Source organism: Methylomonas sp. 2F7 (assembly GCF_057126975.1).
This window is the reverse complement of record NZ_CP195203.1, coordinates 3,334,553-3,354,327: the sequence shown is the minus strand read 5'-3', so window position 1 is coordinate 3,354,327 and position 19,775 is coordinate 3,334,553. Positions and strand designations below refer to the sequence as shown.

The following is a 19,775-nucleotide window of genomic DNA, read 5'->3' as shown; positions in this document are numbered from 1 at the left end:
CCGGAATCCAAGATCGGATCAATCCTTTAAACAACCTTGGCGTCACCGATGCAAACAGCTGAAGACTATGCCGCGACACTGCTGGCAGCCGATAAAGCCTTACGATTTTCGGAAGCGCGCTTTCGCCGGCTGTTCGAAACCGCGCAGGACGGCATCTTGCTGCTGAACGCGGAAACCGGCACCATCGAAGAGGTGAATCCGTTCCTGATGCAATTGCTGGGCTATTCGCATGAAGAATTTCTGGGCAAAAAGCTGTGGGACATTGGCGTGTTCAGGGATAGCGCACTGAACCGGGCCGAGTTTAGCGAATTGCAGACCAAGGGCCATATTCGCTACGACAACCTGCCATTGCAGACGAAAGATGGCCGCAGCATTCCGGTCGAGTTTGTCAGCAATATTTACGAATGCGATGGGATTGACGTGATCCAGTGCAATATTCGCGACAATACCAAACGCCATCTGGCCGAGATTGAGTTACGGGCGACGTCGCGAGCCCTGAAAATGCTTAGCGAAAGCAACGTAGCCTTAATCAGAGCCACCACCGAAACCGACCTGCTAAACGAATATTGCCGGATTGCCGTGGAAACCGGCGGCTATCGGATGGCCTGGGTGGGGTTTGCCGATGGCGGACCGGACAAACGCGTGGATGCCATAGTTTGTCACGGCCACGATGACGGCTATTTGACCCTCGCTAATATTAGCTGGTCGGACAGCACGGCCCACGGTAACGGCCCAACCGGTCGGGCGATTCGCTCGGAAAAAGTGCAGTTCGTCGAAAACATCGCTACCGATCCCAGCTATACGCCCTGGCGCGAACAGGCTTTGCAGCGCGGTTATCACTCGACGATTTGTCTACCGTTCAGACTATCCAGCCAGGCGGTTGCCTGTTTGAATCTGTATGGCGACAAGGTTGATGAATGGTCGCCTGCCGAACGGCAGTTATTGCAGGAAATCTCGGGCGATGTCGGCTTCGGTATCGCCGCACTACGCACTGCGATTGCCAAATTTGATTATCAAGAGCAGCTACGGGAAAGCCTGGAGAAAACCATACAGGTGATTGCCGATACCGGCGAAGAGCGCGATTCCTACACCGGCGGTCATCAACGGCGCGTCGCCAATATTTGTACAAAAATCGCCACCGAATTTGGCCTTGGCGCCGATAGAATTCACGGTTTACATCTGGCGGCGACGATACACGATTTGGGTAAAATCGGCGTGCCGGCGGAAATCCTGGCTAAGCCCCGGCGCTTGACCACCATGGAATTTGGCTTGATTAAAGAGCATCCGGCTATCGGCTTCAACATCCTGAAAGATGTGAGCTTTCCTTGGCCGATTGCCGAAATTATCCGTCAACACCACGAACGGATCGATGGTTCCGGCTATCCGCAAGGACTGCATGGCGACGATTTGCTACTGGAATCCAAGATACTGGCGGTCGCGGATATAGTCGAAGCGATGGCGTCGCATCGGCCTTATCGCCCAGCATTGGGCATTGAAGCGGCGCTAACGGAAATTATCAGCCAACGCGGGATTAGTTTGGACGCGCAAGTAGTTGATGTTTGTCTGCGGATTTTTCAGGTGCATGGATACATAATCGAAGACTAGGCATTCATGCATCTGAAACGGTTTATCTAGGCCATTACTGCAACCAACAGGCTGTCCAAGGTGCGCATATGTCTTTGCTGAGCAGGCAGCAGTTTTGTTTCGATCAAAGCGCGAATGTCCGATGGCAGTTCATGATCCTGCAATACTTTTTCATATTCCTCGAAGCCGGTTAACTCGCCCTCGCGCAAGGCCTTTAGCGCAGCTTGTTTACCTAACAATATCGCGCCGGCCATGAATATTTTTGCCCAAGCCCCCCATGCTCCGGAATCTTGAACGGCTACACCGCCCAATTGTTGAATTTTGCCCTGCAAATTGGAGACGGCGGCCTTATGTTCCTCAAAAGAAGACATTAAAACGTCCATTTCTCCCAGCGCAGTCTGTTTCCGAAACTTATTCAGTGCCTGTTGATACGCGGCTACGGCGGATAATTCATTTTGTAGCAAGCTATTGATTAATGGTATGTGAGACATAATGAAACTCCCAGATAAGTGGTTTCGGGGGATTGACAAAGAGTCGATCAGTTGATTGCGCCGCTTAATATTTAATAACAAGGCTCCATGAAAGTCGGTACGCTGCCGCACATCGTTGATCGGAATGCGTGAAAATATCTAGCTAATGGACTTATTCAGATTGAGAGTATCCAAAGTACTTTTGGACGATTTGTCCGAAACGCTGAGTACCGATTCGCTAAGATTGTCGGGGGCCTCCGCAGAAATAGGTATCAGCCTGTCAAATTCGGTTTTTATCACTTGGTAGCATTCGCAAACTTGTGCTTCCAAACCAGCGCGATTCAACACGTTGAGATGGCCTCTGCTGTAACTGATCAGGCCTTTTTGTTGTAGTTTGCCGGCGGCATCGGTGATGCTTTCCCGGCGCACGCCAAGCATATTGGCGATGTGATCATGGGTTACCAGCATCTCGTTCGAGGAATATCGGTCAAGATTCAGAAGCAACCAGCGGCACAGTTGTTGGTAAATGGAATGGTGGCGATTGCAAGCCGCGGTTTGGGCTATTTGAGTCATCAATGCCTGTATGTAACGCAGCAGCATCTGGAATAACGATCTGTCCGTGCTGCTCCCGTTCCCGGATTCGAATTCTTTTATAAACAATTGTCGTCGCAGCCTATATCCGTAGCCGGTCCTGCTGACCAAGGCTTGATGCGGCATGGTGCGCCCGCCCGTAAACAGGCCGAGGCCGATAAAGCCTTCGTTGCCGACGATGGCAAGTTCGCTTGAAGTGCCGTCTTCAACAATGTAAACGTTGGACACCACGCTCGTCGTTGGGAAATAGGCGTAACGCAATTCGCTGCCCGGCTCGTATATGACTTCGCCGCAAGACATTTGAATAAGTTCCAGATCAGGCAGCAGGCGTTCGTAAGTCTCCGCCGGCAATGCACCCAATAGTAAGTTCTGGCTAGGGCTATTTAGTTTGGTCATAAGCAGTCTCCATCTGTGTTGTTGACTTAATGGCCTTGATCTTCGAGGTCAAAATCCTACTGTTAAAGATTTTCTAATTTTTCCTGAGACGGTATCTCAGGTTTAATAGATCAGAAAACGGGTAACACTGGCCGAGTGGGCGAGCTTACCCAGTTTGTCTAAATCCATTAAAAGTATTGCGGCTTGTGGCCTTTTTTAATTTTTTCTCGGAAATTACCGAGTTTGCTTTCCAGTTTGCCCGGCCTCTTGCGTGAGCATCTTTCCAGTTCCATATCACCCAACCCTACCACATAGTCGGTGGCATTGATGTCAGATCCAGCTGTTTGAGTTAGGTATTCCTGATGTTCTTTATTCATAACGGCTCCCTGATAATTTGTAATAGTCATCAAAGCTCAGAGCGGCCAATGTCGGCGCTCGATAAAACTTTATAAATAAAATGGAAATTGTTCTGTTCGTTAGCACACACAGCGCTAACACTAGTCGCTGTGAGGGCTTATTGCGTTTTAGCGGTGTTAACGGGATAGCCGGGTTTCTCAGAGGCCTATTGCTATCGCAAAAAACCGCAAGCATGAGTATGTGTGCCAGCGAACCGACTTAGTCACTGAGTAGAGCGTAGACTCAAGCTGTATCGAAGAATAAATTACCTAGGTCGGCAAGCCGGCGCTTTGCTTTGCGCAGCCTAATTTGTATTCCGAAACAATTCTATCTATGAATCAAATGGAATCGTAATTATTCAGTCAAAACAGCCTAAATCAATCGTAGGCTGGATAAGCGAAGCGCATCCGGCAATCTTGGTGGATGCGCACGGCTTATCCACCCTACAGATCACTATCCATTAACCAGAGTGAATCATCATGAAAACCAATAAAACGACAAGCAATACGTCTGACAATATCAGTCAATTTTCTAAAGTTATCCGGATAGCCGGCGTGCTGGCTATCGGCCTGGGCGCGATCATGCAGCCGACGAACGCGGAAAATTCGCAAGTCAATCCGGCTAAAAAATCGCCGGACGGGAAGGGTAATATGCCCACGTTTGCCCAAGCCGATGTGAATGGCGATCACGTCGTCACTAAAAGCGAATTACTGAATTTTCCTTACTTATTGCAAACCTTCGACAAAGTGGATGCCGGTAATGACGGCCAGTTGGAACAGCATGAGTTCCAGAACTTGAAAATGGAAACCAAACGGGAAGGCGAGGTTAAATAAGTCGATAGACCACGGGTTACGCGCACCTTAGTGTCTCGGTGGTTCGGGGCAGATAAGTTCCCGGCGTTCCTTCGAAAAACCCGCATACTGGCGGGTGAGGGTCCATGATTTTGATTGTTGTCCTGGGTTCCCGCATTCGCGGGAGCGACGAGCTAAGGTTTTTCGACCCCTACCAGGTAAAGAGCTGTTTTAAACTCGCGTACTGCCTGCTTACAAAACCCGCTTAGGTAAGTTGAGTGCCTTCTGCGGCTTTGAATTTTTTCTTGGCTTCGTACATTCTAGAATCAGCCTGATTAACCAATAAATTGGGTTCCGCAAACTCGTGCGGACCGGTCTGAACAATACCCACACTCAAACTCACATCCTCCAACTCTTGTTTAATAACGGTGTTGAGTCGCGTGATATAAATGTCTTGGGCATGGGTTTCTTGGCAGTTTGGCAGAATCAAACAAAACTCATCTCCCCCGTAACGAAAGCAGCGATCTTCCATTCGCGATACTTTTTTTATAGCCGCGGCAACGATACGCAGGATTTCATCGCCGCGGCCGTGACCTAGAGTGTCGTTAATCGCTTTGAAGTCGTTAATGTCTATGTAGGCAATCGATACTGGTTCGGAACGACGCTGAGCCGCACGCAGCGTTTGCGTCAGCGTCTCCGTTAAGTAGCGCACACTCAGCAAGCCCGTCAGCGAATCGATGCGCGTCATCTGCTCTAGTTGTTGCGTACGCTCCCGAACTTTCTCCTCCAGCGCGCAGGCGTAACGTTCGGATTTTTGCTTAGAAATTTCGATTTCGGAAACCAGGCTGCGGATATACGTTTCAAACACCAGCGTGATGTCAAACAAAAACAATTTATCCAGGGCCGCCGCCATAGTCTGGCGCTCGGTGTCGTCGGTTAATGCCTCAAAAATTATTTCGATTAATAAGCTTTTTAGTGTGTTGATTGCCGAAAGATACAGCTTAGGTTCTACTCCGATCCGCTTATGGACTAAACCGATGCGCAGGCGATTATTGACATAGTCGAGATCGTAAACGCCGCTGAATAGATCGAGCACATAGCGACGTTGGGCATTTTCCAGACGGTGCAGGGTGTCGGCATCGCCGATCAACAGCGCGATTTCCGGAACGCTGGTTTGCATTTCGTAGAAGCGGGCAACCAGAGAATCGATGCGCGGTGTAATGACATCACTAAAGCTGCTTAAAAGTTTAAAGTCTGCATCGGTCAGAGACAGCAAGGTTTTGCGATTGGCAATATCAAATTCGGTAATTTGTAATTGTTCCAGCAGGGTCTGTTCGGTTTGCTTCACTTACCCTCCAGTTCATTCAACTAGTTAATCTAAAGGCTTTACATTATAGACTGTCGAATAACGGACCGCGCTGTATCGCATCTGGTCTTTACTAACTGTATTACTTAGGGGGCTTTGTGAGTCATGGTAACAAACTCTTCGGCAGCTGTCGGATGGATGCCGAGAGTCGAATCAAAGATGGCTTTGGTCGCGCCGGCACGCATCGCCACAGCCATGCCCTGAATAATTTCCGGTGCATCAGCGCCTATCATATGCAGACCGATCACTCGGTCCGTCTCGCGCTCCACGATCATTTTCATCAAGGTGTTTTCATCCTTTCCCGATAGCGTGTTTTTGATGGGTTTGAATTCGGTTTTATAAATATCGATATCCGGATATTTTTGCCGCGCCTGCACTTCGGTTAAACCGACGCTGGCGATATTGGGTTGGCAAAATACGGCGGTGGGGATGTTGTCGTAATTTACCGGTCGCGGCTGCTTGGTAAATAAATTACTTACCAATGCCTCGCCTTCGGCTATCGCTACCGGCGTCAGGTTCACTCGGTCGGTGACATCGCCTAGCGCATAAATGGACGGCAGATTGGTTTGATAGTGGCTATCGACGATGATCGCGCCTTTGTCGTCCAGGGCCACGCCAAGCTGCTCTAGTCCAAAACCTTGCGAGTTGGGCGTTCTGCCGGTGGCGTACATCACCAAGTCGGTCGTCATGGTATTGCCGTCCAGCAAGCTGACGCTAAAGGCATTACCTTCCGGCGCAATGGCTTGGACATCGCAATTCAACAGAATCTTAATGCCTTGCTTGCGCATCGCGACGGCCAGAAAGTCGCGAATATCCTCGTCAAAGCCTTCCAGCAGTTTTTCGCCGCGTTGACAAATAGTCGTATCGACACCCAGGCCGTTAAGAATGCTGGCAAATTCCACCGCGATGTAGCCGCCACCGACAATCACGATGCGCTCCGGTAATTTATCCAGGGAAAATAGTTCGTTGGAAGTAACAATGAACTGCTTACCGGCTATATCAGGCACAAACGGCCAGCCGCCGGTGGCCAGCAGAATGCGTTTTGCCGTGCATTGGCTGCCGGCGACCGCGACCGTGTGGGCATCGAGCAATTGCGCTTTGCCGGTAAAGATGGTCACGCGGTTTTGTTGCAAGTGCTGTTGATAGACCGCTTGCAGGCGTTCGATTTCCCGATTTTTGTTGGCGATTAGGCTGGGCCAATCGAAGGAGGCGTTGTCCAGCGTCCAACCGAACCCGACCGCAGCGGCAAAGTCGTCTTTAAATTGCGCGGCGTAGACCAACAGTTTTTTCGGAACGCAGCCCAGGTTCACGCAGGTGCCGCCAAAATGGCGAACTTCCGCTATTGCTACCCGCGCGCCCTGATTGGCTGCGGCATTGGCGGCGCGCACGCCGCCGGAGCCGGCACCCACCACGAATAGATCATAGTCATACACAGTCATAGGGATAGGCTCATTTTTGTTTCTGCAGATAAGCCAACATGGTATCCACATCACTGAGGGTAAACGGATCGTCCGGGCAGTTATCGATTTGGCCGGGTTCGCTAAAAAGTTGCATAATTTTTTTGTCTTCGACCAACATCGAATAGCGCCAGGACCGGCTGCCGAACCCCACATTGTGTTTTTTCACCAGCATGCCCATGGCTTCGGTAAATTCGCCATTGCCGTCCGGCAGCATTTTGACGTCGGCTATTTTGAGATGCTGACTCCATTGATACATCACAAAGGCATCGTTGACACTCAGGCAATAGACCTCATCGATGCCATGAGCCTTAAGCTCTTGGTATTTGGCATCATAGCCCGGTAGATGCTTGTTCGAACAAGTGGGCGTGTAGGCGCCGGGTAAGGCAAAAATCACGATGGATTTACCTTTGAAAATCTCGTCGCTGCTGACATCCTGCCAACGAAATGGATTTTCGCCGGGGATACTTTCATCGCGAACCCGGGTTTTAAAGATTACGTCGGGAATAGTGGTAAGCATGGTGTGGAACTCCTTGAAATTATGACAAGGGCAGCGAGATAAACGCTGCCCTTGTTTGCTGGATTAAACGTAATGGAATGCTAGAGATGTCGCTAAGCGGCCAGCGAACTCATCATTTGATCCAAGGTATCAATATGCGCATGTTGCGCGGGGAGCAGCTTGAGTAGGATTAAGGTACGGATATTGGAACCGAGTTTCTGGTCCAACAGCGCTTTTTCATAGTCGCCCAGACCGCTCTTTTCGCCTTCCTGCAATACTTTTAGCGCGGCCTGCTTGCCGAAGGCATTAGCGCCGCCTTGAATCAAGCTGGCCCAAGAACCCCATACCCCGGAATCCTTGGCCGGCGTACCGCCCAGCTCGCGAATTTGAGTTTGCAAACTGGAAACGGCTGCTTTATGCGCCTCGTAAATCGGCAGCAGTAGTTCTGATTCGCCGAGTGAAACCTCTTCCTTAAGTTTTTTTAATACCTGACTGTAGGTCTCAGTGGCGGCAAGTTCGTCAATCAGTAAACTGTCTATCATTTCAATGCTGTGCATAGTAAAAGTCCTGTGTGGTGGTTTTTGTAGTGTGGCAAAGGCGCGTCAAACGGTGAGCGTTACTTCTTCCGATGAGGAAATATCTTCGGCTTCAGCCTGCTGGAAAATCGTGTTTGCGGTATCCCGGGTCTCAGCCGTTGCCGTATTAACAGCAATCAGCGTACGTCCGGCTTTGATTTTTTCTTGGTAGTGCTTGGCTTCATGCGCCGGAATGCCGACGCCAATTAAGGCGGCAATTAAATCGGCAACCTGGTCTTTTTCAGGTGTGCGACATAATTCAACCATAATCGGCCCGGCGGCAATGAAGCGGCCGACGCCCGGAATATCCAGGCTATCGATTTTGCTGGTCCATTCCAGGCCGTAGCTGTCGTTTTCGGCAGCATCCACTTTTTCGTCGGCGTTTTGTTGGCGGGAGGGGAGGGTGGCGTTATCCGGAAATAACAGGGATATTTCAGTGTTAGAAAACCCCGCCATTTTAAGATTATTAACAATAGCGGCTGTCTGACCGATGTCTTGGCAGATGCAAAAAACAGGTTTATACATAATAGTCTCTTCGATCTGAATAACAGCGGATTTTGCTACTGCTATCGGGATGAATATTTACGGCGATTTCATTAATAACGACGGACTTTTCTAAGAAGTCTGATAGCTATTAATGATTTATTTATCGATCACTAAAATATCGAATATTTACTAGTCAATATTTTGTATTGGAATTTGAATATACAGTTAAATCAGGTTTGAGTCGGTACGCTGTCACACATTCGCGGTAAACAAGCATGGCGAATTAGTAAAACGCCAAAGCTAATTATCGAGATATTTTTCCCGGCAGCAATTACCGACCGTTCAGGTTTTTAAAAACGCAAGCAGGTCGCTATTTAGCTGGTCTTTATGTGTGTCGGCTAGGCCATGCGGTCCGCCGGGATAGATCTTCAGCGTTGCGTTATTAATGAGTGTAGCCGCAGTAAGGGCGGAGGCGGCAATCGGCACAATTTGATCGTCATCGCCGTGGATAATCAGGGTCGGTATCTCAAATTTTTTCAGATCATTGGAAAAGTCGGTTTCTGAAAAGGCCTTGATGCATTCGAGCTGGTTTAGTAATCCACCTTGCATACCTTGCCGCCAGAATGCGTCGCGCACGCCTTGGCTGACCGTTGCGTCCGGCCGGTTGGCGCCGTAGAACGGGGCTGTCAAATTCATGAAAAATTGCGAGCGATCAGCTGCGACGCCGCTGCGAATGTCGTCAAATACCGTAATGGGTAGGCCAATAGGATTATTATCGGTTTTCAGCATCAACGGTGTTACCGAACCCACCAACACCGCACCTTTGACGCGTTGGCAGCCATGCCGCCCGATATAACGCGCCACCTCGCCGCCACCTGTCGAGTGGCCGACTAAGGTTATGCCGTTTAGGTCGAGCTTTTCTATGAGTTCCGCTAAGTCGTCGGCATAGGTTTCCATATCATTACCGATCCAAGGCTGATCGGAACGGCCATGACCGCGTCTATCGTGGGCAATACAGCGATAGCCGTTTGCCGCCAGATAAACCATTTGATTCTCCCAGGCATCGGCGTTTAGCGGCCAGCCGTGGCAGAACACCACGGCCGGTCCCAATCCCCAGTCTTTGTAGTAAATTTTTGTGCTGTCTTTGGTGATTATCGTGCTCATGATAGGTTCTCCTTCGCTTGCGTGAGTCAAGCTTAAATATTTTTGTTAGCTCAGCAGATAACTGGATGCAGGTTGGCGCGGCAATTGATTTTGCCGAGTAAAGATCTGTTGGCGGCGTGGCTGTCCGGCCAGACGGCGGGAACTTGCTGGGTGCTCTGCAAAGCTGTCGCACAGGCAGACAAGAGCATCGCAGTAGTCGCCGCCAATAATAGGGATCTAGGACGCATGACGCCGGCGGCTCCGTGCTTAATGTTGTGTGCTGAGCATTTGCCGGCAACTGTCGGCGCATTGTTGGCAGGCCACAACGCAATCTTTCATATCGCCGATCTCATCGCATTCGGCTGCACAGGCTTCGCAAATCTCCGCACAAAGCTCGTGCAGGCTATGTAGAAAATGCGAGCCGGTCAGTTGAAAATTGGCTGAAGTCTGACAGATCTCGGCACAGTTCAACATTAGGCGTAAATGTTTGGCTTTGACGTGCTTACCACCGGTTTCCAGGCAATGGTTCATCGCGGTTTGCAGACAAAGCTGGTGGCAAAGGCTGCACGCGGCAATACAAGCTTGCCTGGCATGTTCTGATTGGGATGTTTGATGCATGGAATTCTCCGTTAAGTGGGGGAGTCAGTTCGCCCCTGAATCAAATGCAGACGCAGAAAGCGCTAGCTTTTGCCACTAACAGATGGACTGTTCCGTGGCGGTGGCAGAAACGCAAAATATTGCGTCTCTGCCGTTATATCCACAGCTAGCCGGCAAACGTTAACACCAAAGGGGGGAGGCGATAGGTCGACGAGCTAGCTGCTTTTTCTTACTTGCCTTCCTTAATATCCTGCTTAATATCGCCATAGCCTTTTTGGGCTTTGCCGAGATTTTTTTGGACATTACCTTCCACTTCCATGCCTTTGTCGTCGATGATCTTGCCGGTCACTTCCTTGACCTTGCCTTTGGTTTCTTCGACCCGGCCTTCGACCTGATCTTTATTCATCGGGGCTTCATGGTCTGCGGCGAGGGCGCCGAATGAGCAAAGCGCTGTCAGTACGCCGGCAGATAAAATATAGCGTTCGGTTTGGGTAAATTTCATGATGTGGCCTTTGGGAAGTTAGATGCGGTGGATGAACTGGCGAACATTGTTATTCGTCGTCAACAGCCTTTTTAATATCGTCTTTTACATCGCCAAAGCCCGCCTGAACTTTACCGACGTGTTTTTGCACCTTACCTTCCAACTCCATATCGTCGTCGTTCATTAGTTTGCCGGCGACTTCTTTGATTTTGCCTTTGGTCTCTTCGACGCGGCCTTTTACTTGATCTTTGTTCATGATGATTCCTGGTGGTGTTTTAATTTTATTGAAGCGAACGAGCGTTTTTTAGCGCTCGGAACCCACCATACTCGCGACCTTGGCCGTAGTCGGTGCGTCAACGCACATTGAGTCGGCAGCCAATATCCAGACCGCGCTGACAGCAAGTTTTTATGGGATGTGGGTGCTGTAGCGTACAGACTTGCAGCGCAATGCAGCGCACGCTGTAGCTGGCGGTTGCAGGCTTTATCAGCACGCATCTTAGATGCGCTGAAACTTTCAAAATCGCCGATATAAGTTAATTTACCGTGGAGCGCTATCGTGCCGGGTCAAACTGGATTTTTCTTTAAGTTTCTGAAACTGGCGGGGCCTTTTTGGCGGTCTGAGCACCAGGTGCGTATCTGTAGACGGACCTTAAATTTACTGATTTTGACTGTGCTGCAAATCGTCATTGCGGTGATGATTACGCAATGGAGCGCCGCGCTATTCGACGCCTTGGAACAGCGCAATATGCCAGGGCTGATGACCCAAGTCCGCGATCTGGGATTAATTTTTGTAGCCAGTATGCTGGTGACGGTTTTACATTTAAAAATCAAGCGGGATTTGCAAATCAGTTGGCGAGCATGGCTAACGGCGCATGTTATCGGTCGCTGGATGAATAAAGGCCATCATTACCAAATCGCTCAGATACTGACGGTGGGCCACGACAATCCCGATGGCCGCATCGCGGAGGATATTCGCATCGCTACCGACGAAGCCGTTAATCTGTGTTACACGCTGTTTTACAGCTTATTATTGCTGGCGAGCTTTACCCAAATTCTCTGGACGCTGTCCGGTACCGTCATGCTGGATTTTGGCGGTATGCGATTGCCTATTTACGGACACTTGGTTTGGTTGGCCCTGTTGTACGCGGCGCTAGCCTCGATGTTGGGTTGGTGGGCCGGCCGGCCGCTGACTTTAACCACCAATGCGATGCAAACGGTTGAAGCTAATTTTCGCTTCGGTTTGGTCAAGGCCCGGGAAAACGCCCAAGCTATTTCCGTGCATAACCGCGAAGCGCACGAAAAAAAGCGCTTTCTTAGTCTGTTTCAAGACATTAACGGTATTTATGATCTGCAAACGCGGGCCTGGGAGCACATCATCTTGTTCAGCTCCGGCTACGCAGTGCTATCGATGGCGCTGCCCATTCTAATCACTGCGCCGCGCTTTATTCTGGGGAGTATTACGCTGGGGGCGTTGATGCAGTCGGTACAGGCCTTTCAACAAATGGCTGCGGCTTTGTCCTGGCCCGTGAATAACATGCCGGTGATTGCGCAATGGCATGCCTCGGTGGATAGGGTTTTGGGCTTGGTCGAGGCCTTGAATGATTTAGAACAGCAGCAAGACGTTTGCCCTGAACCTTCCACCGAACTTAAATGAGCTTTCCGGTTGGCTTATCAGCCATCGTCCGTAAAAAAATGCGCAAAAAAGAATGCCCGGTCCGACTTGGCGGGGGGCATTTTGGAGGCGCTATACACGGAAGAAATGCGGTATCAGTAAATCTGCAAAAATCCCTCCTCGTTCCATGAAACGGGATTTTTTAGGCCGGGTTTCAACATCACGCAGGTACGGCCGCTTCGTCGGTGTAAGAAATATCTTCGGCGTGCGCGTGTCCAAATATTTCTTTTATCTGATCAATGGCTTCACTGCTGCCGGCATGCACCGAGATCAAAATCCCGCCACCCTTGATTTTGCCTTCGTAGCGCACGGCTTCGTATTCCGGAATGCCCACGCCAATCAGCGCACCTGACAATCCCCCAGCTGCTGCACCCAATGCCGCACCACTCAATGCGGCCATAATCGGACCGGCAGCGATAAACGGCCCCAAACCGGGGATAGCCAGGGTGCCGATACCGGCCAACCAGCCCAATACCGCGCCGGTACCCATGCCCACCGTTCCGCCAAGTGCCGCGCCTTCCGGGGCTTTGGTGTGTTTTTCATGGGCAAAATCCTTCGTGGTATTTTTATCGGGCAGCAACACGGAAATATCGTTGCTGGAAAAACTGGCAGCCTTCAGCTGGTTCACAATGCTTTCAGTTTGCTCGATAGTTTGAGCGATACAAAAAACGGATTTAGTCATTACATACTCCCACGCTGTTAAGGCGCTTTAGTTTCAAGTTGATTGTCCACCTGCACGACACCGGCAGTTTCCCGGCAGATTTTTTGCAGTTTTATGCTTTCGTCCGTCGTTGCAACGGCGCCGCGTAAAGTCACAACGCCATTTCGGGTAATGATTTTGGCGTTATGCGCATCCATGGATAAGGATTTGTCTTTGAGCAAAGCTTTACGAATGTGCGCGGTGATTTTTAAGTCGGCTTTGGACTCGTTTTGATCCTCGGCCGTTAAGGTGGTGTTGTCTTTATCGCGGAGGTTTTTTTGGGTATTTTCCAACTCAGTGTTTTCAGCTAATTGGCTTGCGGAAGACTGATCGGCTTTAGCTTGGTTGGCGACAAACAGCAAACAGCTGCTTAGAGCGAAGGCAACTAACGACAATGGTTTAGGCATATCCCCTCCTTGAAAAGTACTTTATTGTTGGCGCATCGGCATCGAATAGGTGGCCGGTGGCAGTCATCCGATCGGCAGTCTTTGTCTGGCGAGAACCGACGGTGTTTCTGAAATTTACTCGAGCAGCCGCACAATGTCGGTGCGCTGCCAAACATTGCGGTTAAAAGCATGTTCGAATTGAACTCGTCGTTAGCCCAAACGCCTCTACGATGATGAGTGGTGGTGACTAATTTTTTGAGTTTGAAAAACGTCAGATTTCAACACTGACTATTGACGATTTTTCTATAAAAAGCCGAATAAATAAGGCTTTACAGTGTGACAGCGTACAGACCCCAGGCTCCAGGTGTCGGATGATCTTTCGATCATAAGCCGACACGCTAAATCCATTGGGGATGCATCATGAATAAAGCAAAAACACCTGTTCTAACCGTAGCGAACGAACCAGCCCAATTTGGGGAGGAAGTATCGACAATTTCAGTCGGCAACGGCGGCGAGTGGCACCAGTCAGCCATCGACGACCAGCCCACTTTGACGACCAATCAGGGTTTACCGATTGCCGATAATCAAAATTCCCTGAAAGCCCATCCGAACGGTCCGACGCTGCTGGAAGATTTTATTCTGCGCGAAAAAATCACCCATTTCGACCACGAGCGCATCCCGGAACGCATCGTCCACGCCCGTGGAACCGGCGCACATGGCTTTTTCGAGCTCACCGAATCCCTGGAGCAATACACCACGGCCAAAGTGCTGACCGAAGTAGGTGAGCAAACGCCGCTGTTTACGCGCATATCCACTGTCGCCGGCGGCTCCGGGTCCGCCGATACGCCGCGCGATGTCCGCGGCTTTGCCGTCAAGTTTTATACCAAGGAAGGCAATTGGGATCTGGTCGGCAATAACATCCCGGTGTTCTTCATCCAGGATGCTATTAAATTTCCCGATCTGATTCATGCCGTAAAAATGGAACCCGACCGCGGCTTTCCGCAAGCGGCGTCGGCGCATGACACCTTCTGGGACTTCATTTCACTCACACCGGAAGCCATGCATATGGTGATGTGGGTGATGTCCGACCGCACCTTGCCGCGTTCGTTGCGGATGATAGAGGGCTTCGGTATTCATTCCTTTCGCTTAATCAATGCCGCGGGCGAATCGACCTTCGTGAAATTTCACTGGCGGCCGAAACTCGGTTTGCAATCTACCCTCTGGGATGAGGCGGTAAAAATAGCCGGTGCCGATTCCGACTTTCATCGGCGCGACATGTTCGAGGCCATCAGCACCGGCGATTTTCCGGAATGGGATTTGGCGGTGCAATTGTTCTCGCAAGAAGAAGCCGATGCCTTCCCATTCGATCATCTCGACCCAACCAAATTGATCCCGGAAGAATTGGTGCCGCTGCAAGTTATCGGTCGCATGGTATTGAATCGCTGGCCGGACAATTTTTTCGCGGAAACCGAACAAGTAGCGTTCTGTCCCTCCCATGTCGTGCCCGGCATCGATTTCTCGAACGATCCGTTGTTGCAGGGGCGGCTCTTCTCCTATCAGGACACGCAACTGTCCCGGTTGGGCTCAGCGAATTTCCATCAAATACCCATCAATGCGCCGCAGTGCCCGTTTGCCAATCAGCAGCGCGATGGGCATATGCAAATGACGCAACCGCAAGGTCGGGTGGCCTACGAACCCAATACGCTGGCAATGGATTCGCCACGCGAACAAGCGGAAACCGGCTTTCGCAGTGCGGCAATTGAAGAAAGTGGTGCCAAGGGGCGGATTCGACCCGAGAGCTTTGCTGACCATTACAGCCAGGCGAGGCAGTTTTATCGCAGTCAGTCTGCCTACGAACAGGCGCATATTGCTTCGGCGTTAGTGTTTGAACTATCTAAGGTAGAACATCCGCATATCCGTGTCGCGATGGTCGGTCATCTACGTCATATCGAACAAGACCTTGCGCAGCGGGTAGCCTCTGGCCTAGGTCTGATTGAATTGCCGCCAGCGCCAACTGCGGCGATGGCGCCCCAGGAACTGGAGCCATCGCCGGCGTTACAGCTGATCGGGAACATGAAGAATACACTTCAGGGCCGGAGTGTTGGGATATTGATCGCGGAGGGTTCGGATGCGGCAAGTATTGCGGCTGTGCAACAAGCTGTGACCAGTACCGGCGCAACAAGCAAAATTATCGCCACGGTAATAGGTGAAACCACACTCGCTGACGGCTGGCTGATGAAAGTCGATGGCCAATTGGCGGGTACGCCGTCAGTAATGTTCGACGCGGTCGCCATCCTCCTGACCGAACATGCCGCCATGTCATTGGGGAAGGAAGCCGCCGCCATCGATTTCGTGCGCGATGCGTTTGGTCACTTGAAAGCGCTAATTGTTGACGAGGGCGGCGCAGTCTTACTGACCACGGCGAATATTAAACCCGATGGCGGCGTGTTTAACATCGATTGCGTGGATGATTTCATCGCGGCAGCCAAGACCCGGCAGTGGGAGCGCGAAGCCAGTATCAGAACACTGGCTTGATAATTTCGCTATCCAAAGCATGTGCCTCACCTTTGACTTCCGGGCGTAAAGCTTTTAATTCGTTTTGGTTGTTAAAGGAGGCATTGTTGAGTTTTTTATTGGTGCCAATCCCGTCGCCAAACTCTACCGCCAGCGTTCTTAAATAACCAATGAACTGCAAACTGATAAGCCTTACCCGAATATTTTTAGTCATGTTACTAATAGGGTTATGTGCTTTTGGCAGTATGCTATTAATTTTTGCCTATTCCGATAATGCTAGGATCTGGTTTATTGAGAATAGCGTTAATACCCAAAAGCTAAAACTTGACATAAAAGGCGAAACTATTTTTGAATATGGCAGGCAACCTGAACTCACTCTTAATAATATTTCAATCAAAAATACGGTTTGGCCTAGTCCTGAAAACCTTGCACAAATAGATAAATTATCATTGCAATTTTCTATTTCAAGACTGTTCCATGGCGAAATATTCATTAACGATTTAAGCATTAGCAAGCCAGAATTATTTCTTTTAAAAAATAAGAAAGGTGATGAAAATTGGAGTTTTTCTGACCCGAAAGCTGATGCATATGCTCTTGAGTTGCCGGTTATTTTCGAGAATCTGCATATTGTTTCCGGAATATTTCATTATTATGATGAAATCCGTGATATGAATTTTGAAGGAGATATAGATTCCTTGAAAGGCTCTGGCGGCTGGCAACTGCCGATTACCATTGAAAGTAAGGGTAGCTACCAACACAAAACGCTAAATATCCAGGCTGCTGCCGGTTCCTATGCAGAATTACGCTCAGAAAATAATCCCTATCCTGTCAAGTTGAATATGGTGTTCGGCCAAACGGAAATAGCTATTCGCGGCACAGTGACTCATCCTCTACAAGCGCCCGATCCAAAGCTTAAGCTTTCTTTTGCAGGAGATGATATTGCCGAATTATTTCCTTTAATCGGCATTCCTTTACCACCCAGCCCTGCCTATAAAATAACGGGGGATTTAAGCCGTCAGGATCGCACTTGGCGCTTTGACAATTTTAATGGTGAAATTGGGCATAGCGATTTGCAAGGAACAGTTCTCATCAATCCAACACTTGAGCTTTTGTATTTCGATATGGATTTGTTCGCCAAAACGCTTGATCTTGCCGATTTAAGCGGATTTATTGGCGGCGAACCCAACCTGACAGATCAGAGTGTTACCGAAGACAATGCTTTGATCCCCGAGCGTCATTTCAACTTTAAACAAATTCGTGCAGCCAATGGCAAGGCTAGGCTTCGCGCCACAAATATCCTTAACAAGGAAATCCCCCTAAGCAACTTTGACGGTCAAATATCGCTCAACAATGGAGTGTTGACTTTCGAACCCGTCACCTTCGGAATTGACGATGGACGGATAAACCTTTGGATGTCAGCCTATGGATCGCAAAATCCGCCAGACGTTGATATCCAAATTAATGTGATTGATATGCCTTTAAGTAAGCTAATTGGGGAAGTTAAAGATATTCAGAACACGTTCGGGAAAATTAACGGTAAGTTGAAAATAAAAGGGTCGGGCAATTCGCTTAAAGAGATACTTTCAAGCGCCAACGGAGAAGCTTATTTAGTGCAATACGATGGCAAAATTAGCGCTTTGATAGTAGAGTTGATAGGCTTAGACATTTTCCACGCTCTTGGCTACTATATCTCGGGAGATATTCAAATTCCTATTCTCTGTGCCATTGTTGATGTGGATATTAATAATGGGATTGGCAAGTCAAAAACTTTATTGCTCAATACCAAGGATAGTGTTGTTCATGGTAATGGTTATTTGTCATTTAAAAACGAAACCTTTGAAGTAGCGATGACTCCTTATCCTCGTGATTTTAGTCCGCTTACCCTTCGTTCCACCTTAAATGTTTCCGGCACTATACTAAAACCAAAGTTTTCAATTGATCCTTTGTCTACTCTCATGCTGCTACCGCCGATTGATATAGGCGAGGTTGAAAATATTGATTGTCAAAAAATGATACGGAGGGCAAAGGACTAAATTCTGGTGCGTTTAAACAAACAACGCTACCCGTCCATAGGATGATAATTGATCGCTATTGTGAGTCACGCAGACTAACTAATGACACCCTTAAGTAAAGCAGAATGCTTGACTGCTTACTCATTACGCGACCGTCGGATTTGACCTTGGGTGTTCTTTCAATCGGTCAATTTCAACTCTAGTTAACTTATAGTTTCATGCATTGTTAGTACTGCCAGCAATACCTGCTGTAGCGATAAAACGTAGTGCATCCTCAACAGACATATCAATTCCTATTACATGTTCGCGTGAGATAATAACCGTTTGTCCACCCACTTGATAACTAAAAAGATCCGGATTGTTTCAAGAGGCGTTGCTGCCAGAGAAACCTTAAGTCGCAAGCATGGTTTGTTGTCTACGGTAATTCTGTATATTTCCGCTACCAATGTTGGATGCCGAACGGATCAGAACCACCAATCTCTAATACGCTATGCTGTTGAACAGTAATCTTCGTAACGCCAGACTTCACCCCTATTTCAACAGTTTCGGGAACTTATTAATGCAAAGATAAGACGCCGAAACTATTCATTTGCTTCAAGTTGGTTTTCATGCAAAAAAATACTCCTTATATTCTCTTTCTAACCTTCGTTTTGTTAGTGACGGTATCTTTTTTCCTATTGATTAAAGATTTTCTATTAGCCTGTTTTTGGGCTATTATTCTGGCGGTAGTTTTTTATCCTGTTTATCAGTGGATTAACCGTTATTTTAAAAACTCGGAAATACTGCCGTTGTTTTTGACCATGTTAACGATTATTCTGGTGTTCGTTATTCCACTATTGATGATAACCTTGATGATAACGGAAGAAAGCACAGCCTATTATCAAAAAATCCAAAGCGGGGAAATTAATCCTCAAATATATTTTCAAGATACTCTCGCGCTTCTTTTGCCAAAATTTAATAAACTGTCTTATATACAGGAAATAAGCGTTGAGCAGATAAGCGCCTCGGCAGGGAATGCCTTTACTCAAGCAGTACAATATATAGCGCAACAACTCCCAGCATTGACTCAGAATATCTTAAATCTAATCGTGCAAGTTGCCTTGTCTTTCTACATTCTGTTCTTTCTATTGCGGGACGGACAGCAACTGATAAGAAAATTCATATCGTTAATTCCGATAGGTGACCAAATTGAAATAGAACTATTTGAGCGTTTCACCAGCGTAGCGCGAGCGACTGTCAAAGGCGGGTTACTAGTCGCCGTTATTCAGGGTAGCATAGGGGGGTTATTATTTTGGTTTGTAGGCATTCCAGCGGCTTTTCTATGGGGTATGTTAATGATAGTTTTATCGTTATTGCCTATAGGCAGTGCGCTAATTTGGGCTCCTGCTGCGGTCATTTTATTTTTACAGGGACACACATTAAAAGCAGTCATTTTGCTATCCGTCGGTATTTTTGTAATTGCTATGATAGATAATTTTTTGCGGCCGCGGCTGATAGGTAAAGATAGTAAAATGTCAGATTATCTAGTGCTGGTATCAACTCTAGGAGGGATAAGCTGGTTTTCATTAACCGGATTTATATTAGGCCCCATTATTGCCGCATTATTTATAACCTTTTGGGACATACTAGGAAAATATAATCAGGCAAGTAATTCGTAGGGAGACTATGTTAAACCTGGGG

22 protein-coding genes are annotated in these 19,775 nt (G+C 48.6%); 6 read left to right on the top strand and 16 right to left on the bottom strand.

Translation table 11 applies throughout. The annotated features are described in order from the left end of the window. Nucleotides 1–48: 48 nt before the first annotated feature. Nucleotides 49–1,605: an HD domain-containing phosphohydrolase gene (locus ACR64Q_RS15020; RefSeq protein ID WP_313732323.1), complete on the top strand. Its 1,557-nt coding sequence runs from the start codon at nt 49–51 to the stop codon at nt 1,603–1,605. Nucleotides 1,606–1,631: 26 nt separating this feature from the next. Here the strand turns inward: ACR64Q_RS15020 and ACR64Q_RS15015 are convergent, their stop codons facing one another. The 3 genes from ACR64Q_RS15015 to ACR64Q_RS15005 form a co-directional block, all read right to left on the bottom strand. Continuing rightward, complete coding sequence (locus ACR64Q_RS15015; protein WP_313732322.1) at nt 1,632–2,075, bottom strand: DUF2383 domain-containing protein; 444 nt, start codon at nt 2,073–2,075, stop codon at nt 1,632–1,634. 138 nt (nt 2,076–2,213) lie between these two features. Then, the gene (locus ACR64Q_RS15010) at nt 2,214–3,041 is read right to left on the bottom strand and encodes a Crp/Fnr family transcriptional regulator (RefSeq protein ID WP_313732321.1); all 828 of its coding nucleotides are present in this window, start codon (nt 3,039–3,041) and stop codon (nt 2,214–2,216) included. Nucleotides 3,042–3,208: 167 nt separating this feature from the next. Next, complete coding sequence (locus ACR64Q_RS15005) at nt 3,209–3,397, bottom strand: hypothetical protein (RefSeq protein ID WP_155931104.1); 189 nt, start codon at nt 3,395–3,397, stop codon at nt 3,209–3,211. Nucleotides 3,398–3,895: 498 nt separating this feature from the next. On the opposite strand from ACR64Q_RS15005, the gene ACR64Q_RS15000 reads away from it, so the two are divergent. Then, entirely contained in the window at nt 3,896–4,249 is a 354-nt protein-coding gene (locus ACR64Q_RS15000) for an EF-hand domain-containing protein (protein WP_313732320.1), read from the top strand. 223 nt (nt 4,250–4,472) lie between these two features. On the opposite strand, the gene ACR64Q_RS14995 is transcribed toward ACR64Q_RS15000, so the two are convergent. The 10 genes from ACR64Q_RS14995 to ACR64Q_RS14950 all read right to left on the bottom strand — a co-directional run bounded on the left by ACR64Q_RS14995 (nt 4,473) and on the right by ACR64Q_RS14950 (nt 11,067). Continuing rightward, the gene (locus tag ACR64Q_RS14995; protein WP_026601701.1) at nt 4,473–5,555 is read right to left on the bottom strand and encodes a protoglobin domain-containing protein; all 1,083 of its coding nucleotides are present in this window, start codon (nt 5,553–5,555) and stop codon (nt 4,473–4,475) included. Nucleotides 5,556–5,659: 104 nt separating this feature from the next. Then, nucleotides 5,660–7,012, bottom strand: coding sequence for a glutathione-disulfide reductase (gorA, locus tag ACR64Q_RS14990; protein ID WP_313732319.1), 1,353 nt, complete (start codon nt 7,010–7,012; stop codon nt 5,660–5,662). A 10-nt stretch (nt 7,013–7,022) separates the two neighbouring features. Further along, entirely contained in the window at nt 7,023–7,550 is a 528-nt protein-coding gene (locus ACR64Q_RS14985; protein ID WP_313732318.1) for a peroxiredoxin, read from the bottom strand. A 92-nt stretch (nt 7,551–7,642) separates the two neighbouring features. Beyond that, the gene (locus ACR64Q_RS14980) at nt 7,643–8,086 is read right to left on the bottom strand and encodes a DUF2383 domain-containing protein (RefSeq protein ID WP_313732317.1); all 444 of its coding nucleotides are present in this window, start codon (nt 8,084–8,086) and stop codon (nt 7,643–7,645) included. Nucleotides 8,087–8,131: 45 nt separating this feature from the next. Continuing rightward, nucleotides 8,132–8,629 (bottom strand): hypothetical protein, encoded by a 498-nt coding sequence (locus ACR64Q_RS14975; RefSeq protein ID WP_020485167.1) that lies wholly within the window; start codon nt 8,627–8,629, stop codon nt 8,132–8,134. Between the two features lie 303 nt (nt 8,630–8,932). After that, nucleotides 8,933–9,754, bottom strand: a complete 822-nt coding sequence (locus ACR64Q_RS14970; protein ID WP_020485168.1) for an alpha/beta fold hydrolase — start codon at nt 9,752–9,754, stop codon at nt 8,933–8,935. 50 nt (nt 9,755–9,804) lie between these two features. Continuing rightward, nucleotides 9,805–9,981, bottom strand: coding sequence for a hypothetical protein (locus ACR64Q_RS14965; RefSeq protein WP_313732316.1), 177 nt, complete (start codon nt 9,979–9,981; stop codon nt 9,805–9,807). A 19-nt stretch (nt 9,982–10,000) separates the two neighbouring features. After that, entirely contained in the window at nt 10,001–10,351 is a 351-nt protein-coding gene (locus ACR64Q_RS14960; protein ID WP_026601638.1) for a four-helix bundle copper-binding protein, read from the bottom strand. Nucleotides 10,352–10,559: 208 nt separating this feature from the next. Further along, nucleotides 10,560–10,832 (bottom strand): CsbD family protein, encoded by a 273-nt coding sequence (locus ACR64Q_RS14955; protein WP_026601637.1) that lies wholly within the window; start codon nt 10,830–10,832, stop codon nt 10,560–10,562. 49 nt (nt 10,833–10,881) lie between these two features. Then, on the bottom strand, nt 10,882–11,067 hold the full coding sequence (locus ACR64Q_RS14950) for a CsbD family protein (protein WP_026601636.1): 186 nt from the start codon (nt 11,065–11,067) through the stop codon (nt 10,882–10,884). Nucleotides 11,068–11,367: 300 nt separating this feature from the next. On the opposite strand from ACR64Q_RS14950, the gene ACR64Q_RS14945 reads away from it, so the two are divergent. After that, nucleotides 11,368–12,465, top strand: a complete 1,098-nt coding sequence (locus tag ACR64Q_RS14945; RefSeq protein ID WP_313732315.1) for an SbmA/BacA-like family transporter — start codon at nt 11,368–11,370, stop codon at nt 12,463–12,465. Between the two features lie 178 nt (nt 12,466–12,643). Here ACR64Q_RS14945 and ACR64Q_RS14940 read toward each other — a convergent pair whose 3' ends face one another. Then, complete coding sequence (locus ACR64Q_RS14940; RefSeq protein ID WP_313732314.1) at nt 12,644–13,165, bottom strand: hypothetical protein; 522 nt, start codon at nt 13,163–13,165, stop codon at nt 12,644–12,646. A gap of 17 nt (nt 13,166–13,182) precedes the next feature. Then, nucleotides 13,183–13,590, bottom strand: coding sequence for a BON domain-containing protein (locus ACR64Q_RS14935; protein WP_313732313.1), 408 nt, complete (start codon nt 13,588–13,590; stop codon nt 13,183–13,185). Between the two features lie 399 nt (nt 13,591–13,989). Between ACR64Q_RS14935 and ACR64Q_RS14930 the strand changes: the two genes are divergently transcribed. Further along, a complete protein-coding gene (locus tag ACR64Q_RS14930; RefSeq protein WP_313732312.1) occupies nt 13,990–16,104 on the top strand; it encodes a catalase in 2,115 nt (704 codons plus the stop codon). Here ACR64Q_RS14930 and ACR64Q_RS14925 read toward each other — a convergent pair. After that, nucleotides 16,088–16,297 carry a hypothetical protein gene (locus tag ACR64Q_RS14925; protein WP_026601631.1) on the bottom strand — a complete coding sequence of 70 codons (210 nt, stop codon included), beginning with the start codon at nt 16,295–16,297 and terminating at the stop codon, nt 16,088–16,090. The two genes, ACR64Q_RS14930 and ACR64Q_RS14925, sit on opposite strands and share 17 nt — an antisense overlap. On the opposite strand from ACR64Q_RS14925, the gene ACR64Q_RS14920 reads away from it, so the two are divergent. After that, a complete protein-coding gene (locus ACR64Q_RS14920) occupies nt 16,296–18,116 on the top strand; it encodes an AsmA family protein (RefSeq protein ID WP_313732311.1) in 1,821 nt (606 codons plus the stop codon). The two genes, ACR64Q_RS14925 and ACR64Q_RS14920, sit on opposite strands and share 2 nt — an antisense overlap. Nucleotides 18,117–18,703: 587 nt before the next feature. Continuing rightward, nucleotides 18,704–19,753 (top strand): AI-2E family transporter, encoded by a 1,050-nt coding sequence (locus ACR64Q_RS14915; protein ID WP_313732310.1) that lies wholly within the window; start codon nt 18,704–18,706, stop codon nt 19,751–19,753. Nucleotides 19,754–19,775 lie beyond the last annotated feature (22 nt).